Raw genomic sequence first — 16,077 nt, forward strand, 5'->3', positions numbered from 1 at the left:
TAAAGAATAAGCTAGATGCTACAAACCCGGACTCAATACACAGGAATGTTCTATATGCAGTAGGGTAAACTTAACACGCTTCTTTGCGGGCGTCTAGCGGTCAGTGTGAGAAATCACAACTGCCGCTAAACATACCCTACGGCCTTGAAGCTGCAGCGGTGTGCGACTCTGACTTACCCGAATCAGTGACCTGAGTCAGCTTATCGGGATAATGAGCTGCATTAGAGGCTAACGCTCACGCGGTTCAAAATGGTTTATAACCAATCTGTCGCTCGTTTGCTGCCTTACTGCAATGCCAATGACTTTCGGTATTAACGGCTAACGCCGCTTACAGATTAGCATCCAAGAATTCTTTAAGCTGACCCTTAGACAAAGCACCTACCTTGGTTGCCACTACTTCACCGTCACGGAATAACAACAGCGTAGGGATACCACGGATACCGTATTTCGGTGCAGTGGCTTGGTTATCATCAATATTCAATTTAGTGATGGTAAGCCTACCTTCATACTCTTCAGCAATTTCATCCAAAATCGGAGCAATCATCTTGCACGGACCACACCATTCAGCCCAGAAATCAACCAGAACCAGGCCATCGGCTTCCAGCACTTTAGTGCCGAAGCTTTCGTCACTCAGGTGAATAATTTTATCGCTCATGTTCTACTCCAAAGGATTGTGTCTACCTCGTTGGTGTAGCATTAACCAACAGTAGGATGACTTTATTTCACCGGATACGCTTTCGTAAAGCAATAGTTAGCTGATATTCTACCACACTATGAGCAAAACACACTTGACCGAACAGAAGTTTTCCGACTTCGCCCTGCACCCGCTAGTTATTGAAGCCCTTGAAAACAAAGGGTTTCAGTATTGCACGCCAATACAGGCGTTAGCATTGCCACTCACCCTTTCGGGGCGTGATGTAGCGGGTCAGGCGCAAACAGGAACCGGCAAGACGCTGGCATTCTTAGCGTCTACTTTCCATTATTTGCTTTCTCACCCCGCAGAAGAGGGTCGCCAGACTAATCAACCGCGCGCATTAATTATGGCACCAACGCGCGAATTAGCCGTGCAAATTCACTCCGATGCAGAATCACTTTCCCAGATAACCGGGCTGAAATTAGGCTTGGCTTACGGCGGCGATGGCTACGATAAACAGCTTAAGGTACTGGAGAGTGGTGTTGATATTCTTATCGGTACTACTGGCCGTTTAATCGATTACGCAAAACAAAATTATATTAACCTCGGTGCAATTCAGGTTGTGGTCTTGGATGAAGCCGATCGGATGTACGATTTAGGCTTTATTAAAGATATCCGCTGGCTGTTCCGCCGTATGCCTTCGGTTGATAAGCGCTTAAACATGCTGTTCTCTGCCACACTCTCTTACCGGGTACGTGAACTGGCCTTTGAGCAAATGAATAACGCTGAATATGTTGAAGTGGAACCGTTGCAAAAAACCGGCCACCGCATTCAGGAAGAGCTGTTCTACCCTTCAAATGAAGAAAAAATGCGTCTGCTTCAGACGTTAATTGAAGAAGAGTGGCCAGATCGCTGCATTATTTTCGCCAATACCAAACATCGTTGCGAAGAAATCTGGGGCCATTTGGCTGCTGATGGTCATCGTGTCGGTTTGTTGACCGGTGATGTTGCACAGAAAAAACGCCTGCGCATTCTGGAAGATTTCACTAAGGGTGATTTGGATATTTTGGTTGCGACTGATGTTGCCGCCCGCGGCCTACACATTCCACTGGTAACCCATGTTTTCAACTATGACTTACCCGATGACTGTGAAGATTATGTTCACCGCATTGGCCGAACTGGCCGTGCTGGCGAAAGTGGTCATTCCATCAGCCTGGCATGTGAAGAGTACGCGTTAAACTTACCCGCTATTGAGACCTACACTGGCCATAGCATTCCGGTAAGTAAATATAATAGCGATGCGCTATTAACTGATTTACCAGCACCAAAACGTCTGGCCCGTACCCGCACCGGGAATGGCCCACGCCGTAACTCTGCTCCACGTCGCAGTGGTGCACCACGGAATAACCGTAAGCGACCGAGCTGATAAATGATGCTAAGTTCCACCTCACTTTATGCTGCCATCGATCTTGGCTCCAACAGTTTTCATATGTTGGTGGTACGTGAGGTGGCTGGCAGTATCCAGACGTTAGCCCGAATCAAGCGGAAAGTCCGTCTGGCGGCGGGTCTGGATAGCCAAAACCACCTATCGCAAGAAGCGATGGAACGTGGCTGGCAATGCTTGAAGCTTTTCTCAGAGCGCTTGCAGGACATTCCTTTGAGTCAGATTCGTGTGGTCGCAACAGCCACCCTGCGTCTGGCCTCAAATGCTGAAGAATTCCTGCAAACTGCGGCTGAAATCCTCGGTTGTCCGATTCAAGTAATTAGTGGTGAAGAAGAAGCGCGTCTGATTTATCAGGGCGTCGCCCATACTACCGGTGGGCCAGAGCAGCGTTTAGTCGTCGATATTGGCGGTGGCAGCACAGAACTGGTGACCGGCCATGGTGCTCAGGCAAATATTCTGGTCAGCTTATCAATGGGTTGCGTAACCTGGCTGGAGCGCTACTTCAGTGACCGCAATCTGGCAAAAGACAATTTTGATCGTGCAGAGTTAGCCGCTCGTGAGATGCTCAAACCTATCGCACAGCGCTTTCGTGACCATGGCTGGCAAGTCTGTGTAGGAGCCTCTGGCACGGTGCAGGCTCTGCAAGAAATCATGGTCGCCCAGGGTATGGACGAGCTGATCACCTTAGCCAAATTGCAGCAGCTCAAACAAAGAGCGATTCAATGTGGCAAACTGGAAGAACTGGAAATCCCCGGTTTAACACTGGAACGCGCACTGGTTTTCCCCAGTGGCCTGTCTATCTTAATTGCAATATTCCAAGAGTTGGCGATTGAAAGTATGACGCTAGCGGGCGGCGCACTACGTGAAGGGCTGGTCTATGGCATGCTTCATTTGCCGGTAGAACAAGATGTTCGCAGCCGAACAGTGCGAAATATACAGCGCCGCTATTTACTGGATACTGAACAAGCCAAACGCGTCAGTAAATTGGCCGATAACTTTTTACTTCAGGTGGAAAAAGAGTGGCATCTTGATGGCCGATGTCGCGAGTTATTGCAAAATGCCTGTTTGATTCACGAAATTGGCCTAAGCATCGATTTTAAACGTGCTCCGCAACATGCTGCTTACCTGATACGCAATCTGGATCTTCCTGGTTTTACTCCCGCTCAAAAACTGCTACTTGCGGCTTTGCTGCAAAATCAGAGTGATACACTCGATCTCTCACTGCTCAATCAACAAAATGCACTGCCAGTGGATATGGCTCAGCACTTGTGTCGTTTATTACGTCTGGCGATTATATTCTCCAGCCGTCGCCGAGATGACACACTACCCGCTGTCAGGCTACGGGCCAATGGAGAAGTGCTGTATGTGCTATTACCTCAGGGCTGGCTGCAACAGCATCCTTATCGCGCAGAAGCATTAGAACAAGAAAGTCATTGGCAGAGCTATGTTCAGTGGCCGCTATTATTAGAAGAATTGAACTAAACTCTTGGTAACCGAGCAGCGCCACATCAGCTTTACTGTGGTTTTTTAGCATTCGCAAGTTGCGCTCGAATATTGGCCAGGTGACTCTGGCCTTTTTGCATCCGCTCTTCCGGACTCACGACTTTGCGCTCATTTTCCCATTTCAAATCATCCTGCGGCAATTCCATCAGAAAACGGCTTGGTTCTGGCCGAATCAACTCGCCGTACTGCCGCCGCTCTTTGCACAAAGTGAAAAATAGTTCGCGCTGAGCACGGGTGATCCCAACATAGGCCAACCGCCGCTCTTCATCGACATTATCTTCGTCAATACTGCTTTGGTGTGGCAATAAGCCCTCTTCCATGCCGACCAAGAATACATACGGGAATTCCAGTCCTTTTGAAGCATGCAAAGTCATCAACTGCACTTGATCCAGCTCCTCATCACTTTCCCCGCGTTCCATCATATCGCGCAGGGTAAAGCGCGTGACAACCTGAGTCAGAGTCATTGGTTCATTCAATTCTGACCCTTCCAGCATTTCGGTCATCCAACTGAATAATAAATTGACGTTTTTCATCCGCATCTCAGCGGCTTTCGGGCTAGGGGAAGTTTCGAACAGCCAACTCTCATAATCAATGCCGTGGATCAAATCCCGCACTGCCGCCACTGGCTCGCGTTCCACTAACCGAATAATGCCGTCCATCCAATGCGTAAAGCGCTGTAATGATTCCAGCCCCCGACCTTTCAAATGCTCACCTAGCCCTAAATCAAAACTGGCACGAAACAGGCTTTTATTACGCACATTGGCCCATTCACCCAGTTTTTGAACCGTCGCTGAACCTATCTCACGCTTTGGGGTATTCACGATGCGTAAGAATGCGCTGTCATCATCCTGATTGGTCAATACCCGCAAGTAAGCCAGTAAATCTTTGATCTCTGGACGCGAGAAAAATGAATCGCCGCCGGAGATACGGTAAGGAATACGGTTTTGCATCAGCAGCTTTTCAAACAGCCGTGATTGGTGGTTGCCGCGATATAAAATGGCATAGTCGCTATATTGCGTTTTTTTCACAAAATGGTGGGCAATAAGCTCACCGACCACCCTTTCAGCTTCATGATCTTCATTATTGGCGGTAATTACTTTGAGCTCATCACCATAACCCAACTCAGAAAAGAGCCTTTTTTCAAAAACATGGGGGTTATTGGCGATCAAAATATTGGCCGCTTTCAGAATACGGCCCGAAGAGCGGTAGTTCTGCTCCAGCTTGATCACCTGCAACTGAGGGAAATCTTCATTCAGCAAAACTAAGTTCTGTGGCCGCGCACCGCGCCATGAATAGATGGATTGATCGTCATCACCCACCACGGTAAAGCGCGCCCGGCTGCCCACCAGCAGTTTAACCATTTGGTACTGGCTAGTATTGGTATCTTGGTATTCATCTACTAATAGGTAACGCAGTCGATTTTGCCAACGTTCGCGCACTTCCAGATTGTTTTGCAACAGTAGAGTCGGCAGCGAGATAAGGTCGTCAAAATCCAATACATTGCAGGCTTTTAAATGAGCATCATATAAGCCATAACAATGGACGAACAGCTTATCGCGCTCGGATCGCGCCAAGGTTGCGGCGGCGGCAGGATCAAGAAGATCATTTTTCCAGTTTGAGATCTGGGATATCAGTTGTTGCAGCAACGTTTTATCGTCTTCCAACCATTTGTGGGTCAAATCTTTCAACAGACCCAGTTGGTCTTGCGCATCAAACAGAGAGAAATTGGATTTCATCCCCAGCGCTTTATACTCTTTTTTGATGATTTCCAGCCCCAAGGTATGGAATGTCGCAATCATCAAACCCCGTGCTTCTTTGCGCCCTAAAGTCTGAGCCACACGCTCTTTCATCTCGCGCGCAGCTTTATTGGTAAAGGTTACCGCCGCAATATGTTTCGGCTGATAGCCACACTGGCGGATCAGATGCGCAATTTTATTGGTGATGACTCGGGTTTTGCCCGATCCCGCACCGGCCAACACCAGGCAGGGTCCGGTGACAAATTCGACGGCTTGTTGTTGGCTGGGATTTAATCGCATAGCACTCGGCAGCTCTGTAAGTAAACGGGGGGAACAGGATTGTAGCAGAAAGCGGTCGATGAAAAAAAACCACCTGCCATCTTTTGATTTATGAAACACATGATTTGTAAAACACGAACCACAGTGGCCCCATCACGATCAAAATACGTTACACTGGCGCGCTTCAAGGCCCCTTGAAGATAATCTTCGTTCAAATAACCCTACCCAATAAATTGGTGGTGATTGTTACTATGGCAAACAAAGCTTCTGCACTGCACATTCTGGTTGATGATGAAAAGCAGGCAAACGATATTCTGGCGCAGTTAAATAACGGTGCCAATTTCCAAGAGTTAGCGAAAAAGTTCTCTAACTGCCCGTCAAAACGTAACGGCGGTGATCTGGGTGAGTTCAATAAAGGGGATATGGTTCCGGCATTCGATAAAGCTGTATTTAGCTGTGAACTGCTGCAACCTTATGGCCCAGTAAAAACCCAGTTCGGTTATCATATTATTAAAGTTTTATATCGTAATTAAGTTAGTTATGCGCCACCTTTCCGGTGGCGCAAATAACACGTAGCCAACACACCTATTTATCCTCGATAGACTGTACATTGCATAGTAATTATTTTAAGACAACAATATGTATATTATTACCTCTCCACCTCTCATCTGTAATATCTATACAAAACACCCACTTAACTTTACAAACCATATATTGAATTATGTAAATAAATTACATTTGAATGTTAAAAACAAGCAGCGATAATGTAAATTACCAATAAAACAACAAGAAATATCCCATTAGTGACTTTTATAATTAAATAAAATTCGTTTAAAAACAAATAGTTAATTCTTATTTAATCAAAAATGCATTTCACTGGGAATATTCCTACAAACATTGGTTTGTTTGTCCTATGTGCGATCGTCGTCACACTCTATATTATTGTCGTCATCAAGTAAGGGATGAAGCGGAAATAAAAACCACTGAGTCACTTTAAATGAAAACCCTTGTGGAATGCTGACAAATATAATCGAATGTTATTCGCCATATAGTCATTAACCACTTCATGTTTATTAAGTTAAGTTCTCACTCATATTTAAATGGTAATGAGAACAAGACCCATTTTAAATTATCGCACTGGAGTTTCAAATGAATAAGATTACTTTGGCTATGGCTTTATTCGCAGCATCTACAACAGCTTCAATGGCAGCAAGCAATAATACAATTACTTTCCAAGGTGAAGTCACTGCACAAACTTGTGCTGTTACCGTCAACGGCCTTGATGCAAACCCAATGGTATTGTTGCCAACGGTATCAAGCAGTGATTTAGATGCTTCAGGTAAAACTGCCGGTAAGACAACCTTTACTCTGGGTGTATCAGGTTGTGCAGCAAGCGCTGATGATATTGATGTCAAAACAGTTTTCGTTGGCAACCAAGTCACAACTAATGGTAACTTACAAAATACCGGCACAGCATCGAATGTTGAGCTTCAATTACTGAAAGATGCTGTCACAACAACGGGTATCAATCTGAATAGTGGTATCGCACAAGAGGGTATCGTGTTAGAAGCAGGCAAAACATCAGCCGAGCATGATTTTGCTGTTCAGTATTTTGCTACTGGTCAAGCGGGCCCAGGTTCTGTGATCGCCTCTGTACAATATGCAGTTTCTTACCTGTAATATCAGTATTGTAGGATAGGTTATACTCTAGGTAATTGAAGTTGCGGGTAGGTGCGCATAGCTATTCCCGCAGCTTCAAGTAGGTAGAAAACTATTTGCCACTTTCGCTTCCTTCAGAGGATATTCCCATCATGTTTAATATAAATAGCTACCGTTATCTGCTTATCCCTTTATTAATTCTTATGGGTATGTCTTTTGCTAATGCCAGTGTCGTCATGAGTGGCAGTCGTATTATATATTCGGCAGGTGAAAAAGAGCACAGTGTCCAATTAACCAATAAGGATAACTTCCCTAATGCTGTCCAAGTTTGGTTAGACAGTGGTGATGCTCAATCAACCCCAGAAACGGGTAAAGCCCCCTTTATCGTCACCCCCCCGTTCTTTCGTATTGAAGCAAACGCAGGCCAAACATTACGGCTGAAATATACCGGTAGTGGTTTGCCTACGGACAGAGAATCTGTTTTCTACCTTAATTTTTTACAGGTTCCCCCCGTTAATAAAGCAGAAAAGAATAATAAAATGTTAGTGTTGATGCGTAACCGCATTAAAGTGTTTTATCGGCCCGAAAATATTGCTGGCCGTGTTGACCAAGTTGCCAGCGCACTGACTTTTACGGTACGCCAACAAGGTAAAGATGTTGTGGTAACAGGCAAAAATCCAACTGGGTTCTATGCCACTATTGCCAGTGGCGAAGTCGTTGGCGGGGGTAAAAAACTCAAAATGAAATCAGAGATGATCGCTCCTATGTCTCAGGCTCAATGGGTTATCCCAAATTCATCTGCACCTTCAAATGCTATTGTTAATTTCCTGTTAGTGAATGATTTCGGCGGGCAAGATACCGGTAGTTATAAAACTCAATAGTTATAAAAGTCAGTAGTAACTTTCCGGCTAAGGAATTATTTATGGGGCTTGCACAAGTCGAACTAAAACAAGTCGTTCTAAAAAAGAAGTTCTCTGGCCGTAAGAAAGTACTAACGTTGTGCATAACTTTAGTTTTACATGTCGATACTGTTTGGGCTCAGGAAGATCCACAAAATCTCGAATTTGATGAATCGCTCTTTTTAGGCACTAAATTTGCTTCTGGCCTGAATCAACTGAATAAAGAGAATTCTGTCACGCCCGGAAACTACGATGCTGTAGATGTCCTGGTGAATAACAAACCCTTCAAGCGCATGACGGTTAAGTTTATTAAGAATGCTGATTCATCAGAGGTTTATCCATGCCTGGATGATGAGTTCTTAACAGCGGCTGGCGTTGAACTGTCTAACAAAAATAGCACCACACCTAAAGAACCTAATGTCGCTGAGGTAGAGTCAGAATTAGAAGCAACACCTTCAGACTCTGTGGCTACGGGGCAATGCCTGCCATTATCAGAGCGAGTCAAAGGGGCGTCTTTTCATTTTGATCAGGCTAAACTGCGCTTAGAGCTTTCTATCCCCCAAGCATTATTACAAAAACGGCCTCGCGGTTATATTGAGCGCACTGAATGGGAACAAGGCGAAAAACTCGCATTCGTTAACTACAGCGCTAACTTTTATCGTAGCGATACGCAATCGCAGCAAAATAGCACTTCTGATTATGGTTTTGTTGGCCTAAAAAGTGGCCTCAATCTCGGATTGTGGCAATTACGCCAGCAATCAAATGTGCGTTATGCCAGTAATAACAATAACAGTGATACCCAGTGGAATAATATTCGCACCTATGTGCAGCGCCCTATCGAGCAATTAGATAGTCAATTGACACTGGGTGAAACTTTCACCGACAGCACCTTATTTGGCACCATGTCATTTCGTGGCGCAAAAATGGCAACCGACCAACGTATGTGGCCACAATCAATGCGCGGCTTCGCTCCTGAAGTTCGTGGTGTAGCCACCAGTAATGCGCGGGTGATTATTCGCCAGAATGGGCGTGAAATATATGAAACCAACGTCGCTCCTGGCCCATTTGTTATTAACGACTTGTACAGCACCACCAGCCAGGGTGATCTGAATGTTGAAGTCATAGAGGCCAATGGTAGCCGCTCGACATTTACTGTGCCCTTCAGTGCGGTACCGGATTCAATGCGTCCTGGCGTGAGTCGTTATAATGCGGTCATTGGGGAATCTCGTGATTTCACTAATATTGACAGCTATTTCACTGATTTTACCTATGAGCGTGGGCTGACGAATCAATTAACGGCCAACAGTGGTCTGCGTTTAGCACAAGACTATGCCGCATTACTTGCCGGGGGCGTATTAGGGACGCCAATTGGCGCATTCGGTCTTAATACCACCTATTCCCACGCCAAAGTTGAAGATGATCAAACCCAGAATGGCTGGCGGATGCAGGCGACGTATAGCCAGACATTTAATGAAACCGGCACTACATTTTCATTGGCGGGATATCGCTATTCCACCAAAGGGTATCGCGATTTAAATGATGTATTTGGCGTGCGTTCAGTACAAAAAAATGGCGGGACTTGGGATTCAGCGACCTATAAACAGCGCAGCCAATTTACCACTACCATAAACCAAACTTTAGGTGGATATGGGCAACTGGCAGCCTCAGCTTCAACCAGTGATTATTATAATGATACCCAGAGAGATACGCAGTTACAGCTAAATTATTCAAATAGTTATAACGATATCAGCTACAACGTAGCCATTAGCCGTCAGCGCACAATTTATACTTCCACCCAGTTTGGTTGGGATGTCGATGATACTGATCAGACAGCGACAACAACACGCTACGGTAATACCGAAAATATCGCGTCGTTAACGGTGTCTATTCCACTGAATATTGGCGGCGGGAATCAATATTTATCCATGTCGGCCAACCGCAATCCGAAAAGTGGTAACAACTATCAGACGTCATTATCAGGCACCGCCGGTGAACGTAATACTTTTAATTATTCAGTCAATGCGGGTTATGACGATAGCAATGTCAGTGGCAGTTCAAATAATTGGGGAGCCAATGTGCAGAAACAATTCCCTAACGCCACCGTCAATGGTAGTTATTCTCGTGGCAATAATTATACCCAATATGGCGCAGGTGCTCGCGGCGCGGCAGTAATACACAGTAAAGGTGTGACACTTGGGCCTTATTTGGGCGATACCTTCGGTTTAATTGAAGCCGATGGAGCTCAAGGCGCAACAGTGCGAAATGCTCAAGGAGCGAGGATTGATAATAATGGCTTTGCTCTGGTGCCATCATTAACGCCTTATAATTACAATACGGTCGGTTTGGATACCAAAGGTATTAATCGCAATACTGAGCTGAAAGAAAATCAGGGCCGCGTAGTTCCTTATGCCGGGGCCGCAGTAAAAGTGAAATTCGAAACGTTGACCGGCTATGCGCTATTAATTCAAACCCAAACCGCGGATGGTGAGGGATTACCACTGGGTGCGGATGTCTTTAATAGCAAAGATGAACTGGTCGGTATGGTGGGGCAAGGGAATCAGATCTATGCCCGAGTGAAAGAGAAAAAAGGTTCGCTTTATGTTCACTGGGGTGAAAACAGCAGTGAACAATGTGAATTACCTTATGATGTTGTTAGCCAAGATACTGAGCAGGATATTATCCATATAACAGGCAGTTGCCGCCGTTAATAATGTGAGAAAAATAATGTTAAGACCAACAGAGCAGTTAATCTCTTGCGAAACCTCACGGCCAACAATGTCTGTTAATTCCCGTCGCCCACAAATTATGGCGGGAATGATGCTACTCATCGGGCTATTTAGCACCTCGGCATGGTCAGCTTGTACCCGGATTACGGCACAAAATCAGTTGAGTGCCGGTGATGGCACCGCCAGTGCCTGGTCGGGTTCTCTGGATGACAATAATGGATCGCTCGGCTTACCCGGTGTGATTGATCTCAGTACCGCCGCCAATTTTCAACCCGACGGAACATTATTAGCCGCAGCAACCTCCGATTTTACCACTTTTGCGCTAAATACCGGTTATGACCCTGATCGGGTGCTGTTCCGCTGTGCCGCAGCTGATGTTGACCAACTGTTTGAAATGTATGCTACTAACGGAGACAGTACCTATGCTGGCATGAATGAAGACGGAGCCATTGCGGGTAATGTTCCCTCTGGCTATGCCACCTATGTGCGTAATGTTGTTATCCGGCTGACAAATTTATCTACAGGTGAGTATTACTCTCGCTTCTGGAAAGGCCGCCGCTTAACCGATCTTGATACCGACAGTACCGGCCGTATTTTAGTCAAAGCTAAGAATTTCAGTAATCTATATACCGAGCTGTTTCGTATTGATTATGTCCGTAGCGGTACCAACAACGTCGCATCTTATTCCTATGCGTATACTCAGCCAAATGGCTATATCGCCTTTAAAGGGCCGGGTATCAGTGGCCCTGTTGAGGGCACTGACTCGGCATCGAATTGGCCCGGCTGGTATACAACCTGGCCTGCCTCTATTGGTTTACGCGGTTATATTAATTTCCAGCGAACCACTATTTGTTCTGTGACCAACTTTACCCCAACGGTAATATTGCCGCGAATTTCTGTGGCGGAATTGAATAATGGCGCGAGCAGTTCGGCTGAATTTAGTGTGGATTTCCAGTGCCAGACCGGTATTTCCTCCGGCGTCAATGCCGGTGCAGTGGCTATGGGCTTTCTGGTACCCGCTGCAAATGCCGCCAAAGCCCAAACATTAGGGTTAATGAATGGCAGCGGTGGTATTAGTCATTTGGTTTCGGATAATTATGGCGCAGCCGGAATGGCCAATGGCGTTGGGATCCGTATCTACCGTAACAACACCCCGATTTATCTGTTATCAAAGAATGTGACTCAAACCGGTAATAACGGCGGCTGGTATGGCATCTTCCAAGGCGCTCAAGAAATCACCGGCACAGTGAGTGGTGGTAATAGTTACACTGAGAATTTTCGGGCTGAGTTAAGTAAAATCAGCGGGCAAACTGTGACGGCAGGAGCGGTGAATGCGCATGCGCAAGTGGTTATCCGGGTTCAATAATCTGCGATTCAAACGCAGAATCAGTGGGTTGCTATTATTACTGATCATGGTCTGTAGTGTGCCGGCCATGGCAAGTGTCGTGGCAGAAAGAACACGCATTATCTTCAGTGAGGGCAACACAGAAGAATCACTGCAACTGGTCAACAGTAATAGCTACCCGGTGGCTGTACAGGTGTGGGTAGATGATGGCGATTTGATGGCAACACCGGAGAAAGCCATTTCCCCAGTATTAGTGTTGCCGCCATTGTTTCGCTTACAACCACAAGCCCAACGTAGCCTGCGTTTGATTTTATCGGGTGCCAGTAAATTACCGTTGGATAGAGAATCTGCATTCTGGCTCAATGTTTACGAAATCCCGCCCAAAGCGACGGCTAAAACTGATGATGAATCTTCCGTTACACTGGCTTTGCGCATGCAATACAAAGTATTTTATCGCCCGAAAAACTTGCCCGCGCCGGGGGATGCGGTCAGCAAAGCATTAACTTTTGCCTTAGAACGTAACGACAATAGCGCCGTGGTGAGAGTTGATAACCCGACACCTTATTATGCCTCACTCTCCGCCCTCACATTAGGTAGCGCTGAAGGATTACCCGATATGGTCGCCCCCTTCTCTAAGCTGGATTTTCCACTCAACCGTTTACCCCTCGCGGGCAGTAAAACTGTTGATTTTGTCTTAGTCGATGATTTAGGTAATCGTCAGGCTTTTAGCCGTGAGCTAAAATAAAGTACGCTGACGGCAATAGCCGTTTACGGTATGAGTCAAAAACAGAGTCTGCTCAAGACTCTGTTTAATTATATTTAGGGGAATATATTAACGCGGCTTATAAAAAGAGACTGTCCTAGCGCCAATAAATAATCTATTTTTACCTTCTTAATCTTGTATTACACGCGCAATCAAACTCGTCATTTTTATCTAAAATAAAAACTTTATATATAGATAACCACTTCCTACCCAACTATTGCCCACATTATTTATACGCCTTTTAATGATCTTTCCATTTTTTATTTCCGCTCGGCTAAATTTAAAGATATAAGTGATGTAATTCACATATTTCGGCAAAAAATAAAACCCTCAAACTTTTATATGTAAAAGTTAAATGCCAGAAAATTCACCATTAACTGCTTTATTTTTAAGAGTTAATCAATTTAAAACAGTATTTTTTTCGCCATTACTTTTACTAATAAAAGAAAAAATTTAAATCGTGCTAAAAAACGTATTTTACATCACAAAAAACCCAATATTTCCCGCCAAGTGAATCCATTGACTTAGCTCATATCGAACTTACACTCAAAACAAATCCAGTCACCAATACATTCCTTACGGACAGTATCTGGAATATCTAAAATAATTGTAGGCCATTAAAATGAAAGAAAAAAACCGCAGTCAAGATTGGTTTGGACGTAAAGATAAATCCGGATTTATTGCGCGTAGCTGGCTTAAAAACCAAGGGCTGCCTAATGATGTTTTTGATGGCCGGCCGGTGATAGGAATTTGTAATACGTGGTCTGAACTCACCCCCTGTAACGCGCATCTGCGTGATCTGGCAGAACAAGTTAAACAAGGAGTATTGGAAGCTGGCGGTATCGCATTTGAGTTCCCCGTCATGTCATTAGGGGAAGCCTTAATGAAACCGACCACCATGTTATTCCGAAACCTTGCCAGTATGGATGTCGAGGAATCCATTCGCGGGAATCCTATTGATGGCGTCGTATTATTAGTTAACTGCGACAAAACCACTCCTGCCTGCTTAATGGGAGCGGCCAGTGTAGATTTGCCCACTCTGGTGGTCAGTGGCGGCCCAATGCTAAACGGCAAACATCAGGGTAAAGATATTGGTTCCGGCACAGATTTGTGGAAATTCAGTGAAGACCTGCGCGCTCAAATCATCACACAAAGCGAGTTTGATGAAACTGAGAACAGCATGTCGCGCAGCCCTGGGGCCTGCAACACTATGGGAACCGCTTCAACGTTGGCCTGCATGGTCGAAGCATTGGGACTAACACTCCCCGGAGCTGGAGCCATACCTGCGGTTGATGCTAACCGCCGTCGTGTTTCTCGCCTGAGTGGGCGTCGCATTGTTGAGATGGTTAATCAGGATCTTCGTCTGTCGCAAATACTGACCCGCGAAGCATTCGAGAATGCGATAACAATCAATGCAGCCATTGGTGGCTCGACGAATTTTATTATTCATTTGCTGGCTATTGCGGGGCGAATTGGCGTCAACCTGACCTTGGACGATTTCGACAAACTGAGCCACAACATCCCGCTCTTAGCTAACCTGAAACCTTCCGGTCAGTACCTAATGGAAGACTTCTATTACGCCGGAGGGGTGCCAGCAATCATTAGCCAGTTACCCGACCGTTTGCACGGTAATGCTTTGCAAATCAACGGCGCCACACTGGCTGAGAATTATTGCCAAAGCAGAATATTTAACCCAGAAGTCATCAGCCCACGAGTGACGCCGCTCCAGGAAAATGCAGGCACCGTGGTATTGCGTGGCAATTTGGCACCCGACGGCGCAGTGATCAAACCTTCAGCCGCATCGCCTGAATTGCTCAATCATACAGGCCGAGCCTTTGTATTTGAAAATATTGAACACTATAACCGCGTCATCAACGACCCAGACCTTCCGGTTGAACAAGACGATATTTTGGTGATGAAAGGTGCGGGCCCAAGAGGGTACCCAGGGATGCCGGAAGTCGGCAATTTTGGTCTGCCGCACAAGCTATTGATGCAAGGTGTTAGAGACATGGTTCGCATTTCTGATGGCCGCATGTCTGGAACCGCCTTTGGCACCATCGTCCTGCACGTCAGCCCGGAGTCCGCGGTGGGTGGCCCGCTCGCACTGGTGAAGACCGGAGATATCATCGAGCTCAATACGCATGAGAAAGCACTGACACTGCATGTCGGCGTCCAAGAGTTAGAAGCACGCAGGGCCGAATGGGTGACAGATTTACCTGATGTCAATCGCGGTTATGCCAGCCTCTACATTAATACCGTTCAGCAAGCCCATCTTGGGGCAGATTTAGACTTTTTAGTTGGCAACTCGGGCGATCATATTGAACGAGAGCCCCACCCTGAATAAATCACTCGTAAATAGCTATAAATGTTAATTAGATAGGAATAATTATGAAGAATTATTGGCCAAATGATGAAGTTCTATTTTCCCAGACGCGCGAAAAATTATTTGTGGCGCTCGTCGGTGATATTCTGGATACCATGGGGTTAAAACATCAGTTTTTACACCAGCAACTTAAACCTGTCGAAACCGGCATGGTGATTTTGGGGCGCGCAATGCCGGTATTGGAAGCAGATTACTTCCATGAAAGCTATGAGGGCAATAACCCCTTAAGTAGCAAACCCTTTGGCCTGATGTTTCATGCTCTCGACGACCTGAAAAAAAATGAAGTTTATATTTGTTCTGGTGGCTCACACCGTTATGCTCAGTTTGGTGGATTAATGGCCACTCGTGCTATTGCCTGCGGTGCTGCTGGGGCAGTGGTACATGGTTTCCATCGTGATACCAACGAAATACTAAATTTGAACTTCCCAGTCGCCTCATTTGGTAGCTACGCACAAGACCAAGGCCCGAGGGGGAAAGTGGTTGATTGGCGAGTCCCTATTGAGTTGGATGGAATAAAAGTCATGCCGGGCGACGTTATTTATGGTGACCGTGACGGTATTCTGGTTATCCCAGCAGAAGCAGTAGAAGAAGCTTTTCAAGGTGCGTTCGAAAAGGCTAAGGGCGAAAACAAAGTTTTGGTGGCATTAAAAAATGGTATGACAACCGTCGATGCCTATGAAAAATTCGGAATTATGTAATTTTAGCT

12 protein-coding genes are annotated in these 16,077 nt (G+C 45.8%); 10 read left to right on the forward strand and 2 right to left on the reverse strand.

Annotated elements, in window-relative coordinates; translation table 11 throughout:
• Nucleotides 1-328 precede the first annotated feature (328 nt).
• Nucleotides 329-655, reverse strand: a complete 327-nt coding sequence (gene trxA / locus DX162_RS05145; RefSeq protein ID WP_004393133.1) for a thioredoxin TrxA — start codon at nt 653-655, stop codon at nt 329-331.
• 118 nt (nt 656-773) lie between these two features.
• Between trxA and rhlB the strand changes: the two genes are divergently transcribed.
• Together rhlB and ppx are read left to right on the forward strand one after the other, a co-directional pair.
• Nucleotides 774-2,060 (forward strand): ATP-dependent RNA helicase RhlB, encoded by a 1,287-nt coding sequence (rhlB, locus tag DX162_RS05150; RefSeq protein ID WP_004393131.1) that lies wholly within the window; start codon nt 774-776, stop codon nt 2,058-2,060.
• A 6-nt stretch (nt 2,061-2,066) separates the two neighbouring features.
• Nucleotides 2,067-3,560 (forward strand): exopolyphosphatase, encoded by a 1,494-nt coding sequence (gene ppx, locus DX162_RS05155; RefSeq protein WP_032821115.1) that lies wholly within the window; start codon nt 2,067-2,069, stop codon nt 3,558-3,560.
• Between the two features lie 32 nt (nt 3,561-3,592).
• On the opposite strand, the gene rep is transcribed toward ppx, so the two are convergent.
• Entirely contained in the window at nt 3,593-5,617 is a 2,025-nt protein-coding gene (gene rep, locus DX162_RS05160) for a DNA helicase Rep (RefSeq protein ID WP_004393127.1), read from the reverse strand.
• A 230-nt stretch (nt 5,618-5,847) separates the two neighbouring features.
• Between rep and ppiC the strand changes: the two genes are divergently transcribed.
• The 8 genes from ppiC (at nt 5,848) to DX162_RS05200 (ending at nt 16,069) form a co-directional block, all read left to right on the forward strand.
• Nucleotides 5,848-6,129 (forward strand): peptidylprolyl isomerase PpiC, encoded by a 282-nt coding sequence (gene ppiC, locus DX162_RS05165; RefSeq protein ID WP_004704164.1) that lies wholly within the window; start codon nt 5,848-5,850, stop codon nt 6,127-6,129.
• A 616-nt stretch (nt 6,130-6,745) separates the two neighbouring features.
• Nucleotides 6,746-7,276, forward strand: coding sequence for a fimbrial protein (locus DX162_RS05170; protein WP_004393124.1), 531 nt, complete (start codon nt 6,746-6,748; stop codon nt 7,274-7,276).
• Between the two features lie 131 nt (nt 7,277-7,407).
• The gene (locus DX162_RS05175; protein ID WP_004393122.1) at nt 7,408-8,136 is read left to right on the forward strand and encodes a fimbrial biogenesis chaperone; all 729 of its coding nucleotides are present in this window, start codon (nt 7,408-7,410) and stop codon (nt 8,134-8,136) included.
• Between the two features lie 41 nt (nt 8,137-8,177).
• Complete coding sequence (locus DX162_RS05180; protein WP_032821113.1) at nt 8,178-10,862, forward strand: fimbria/pilus outer membrane usher protein; 2,685 nt, start codon at nt 8,178-8,180, stop codon at nt 10,860-10,862.
• Nucleotides 10,863-10,968: 106 nt separating this feature from the next.
• A complete protein-coding gene (gene stbD, locus DX162_RS05185; protein WP_172460440.1) occupies nt 10,969-12,246 on the forward strand; it encodes a fimbrial usher protein StbD in 1,278 nt (425 codons plus the stop codon).
• Nucleotides 12,212-12,970: a fimbrial biogenesis chaperone gene (locus tag DX162_RS05190; protein WP_032821111.1), complete on the forward strand. Its 759-nt coding sequence runs from the start codon at nt 12,212-12,214 to the stop codon at nt 12,968-12,970. The genes stbD and DX162_RS05190 overlap by 35 nt, the downstream gene beginning before the upstream one ends.
• Before the next feature lie 640 nt (nt 12,971-13,610).
• Complete coding sequence (locus DX162_RS05195; RefSeq protein WP_004393109.1) at nt 13,611-15,332, forward strand: IlvD/Edd family dehydratase; 1,722 nt, start codon at nt 13,611-13,613, stop codon at nt 15,330-15,332.
• A gap of 44 nt (nt 15,333-15,376) precedes the next feature.
• Nucleotides 15,377-16,069 carry an RraA family protein gene (locus tag DX162_RS05200; RefSeq protein WP_049563012.1) on the forward strand — a complete coding sequence of 231 codons (693 nt, stop codon included), beginning with the start codon at nt 15,377-15,379 and terminating at the stop codon, nt 16,067-16,069.
• Nucleotides 16,070-16,077: the final 8 nt, after the last annotated feature.

The sequence above is a fragment of the Yersinia kristensenii genome (genome assembly GCF_900460525.1).
Lineage (GTDB): Bacteria > Pseudomonadota > Gammaproteobacteria > Enterobacterales > Enterobacteriaceae > Yersinia > Yersinia kristensenii.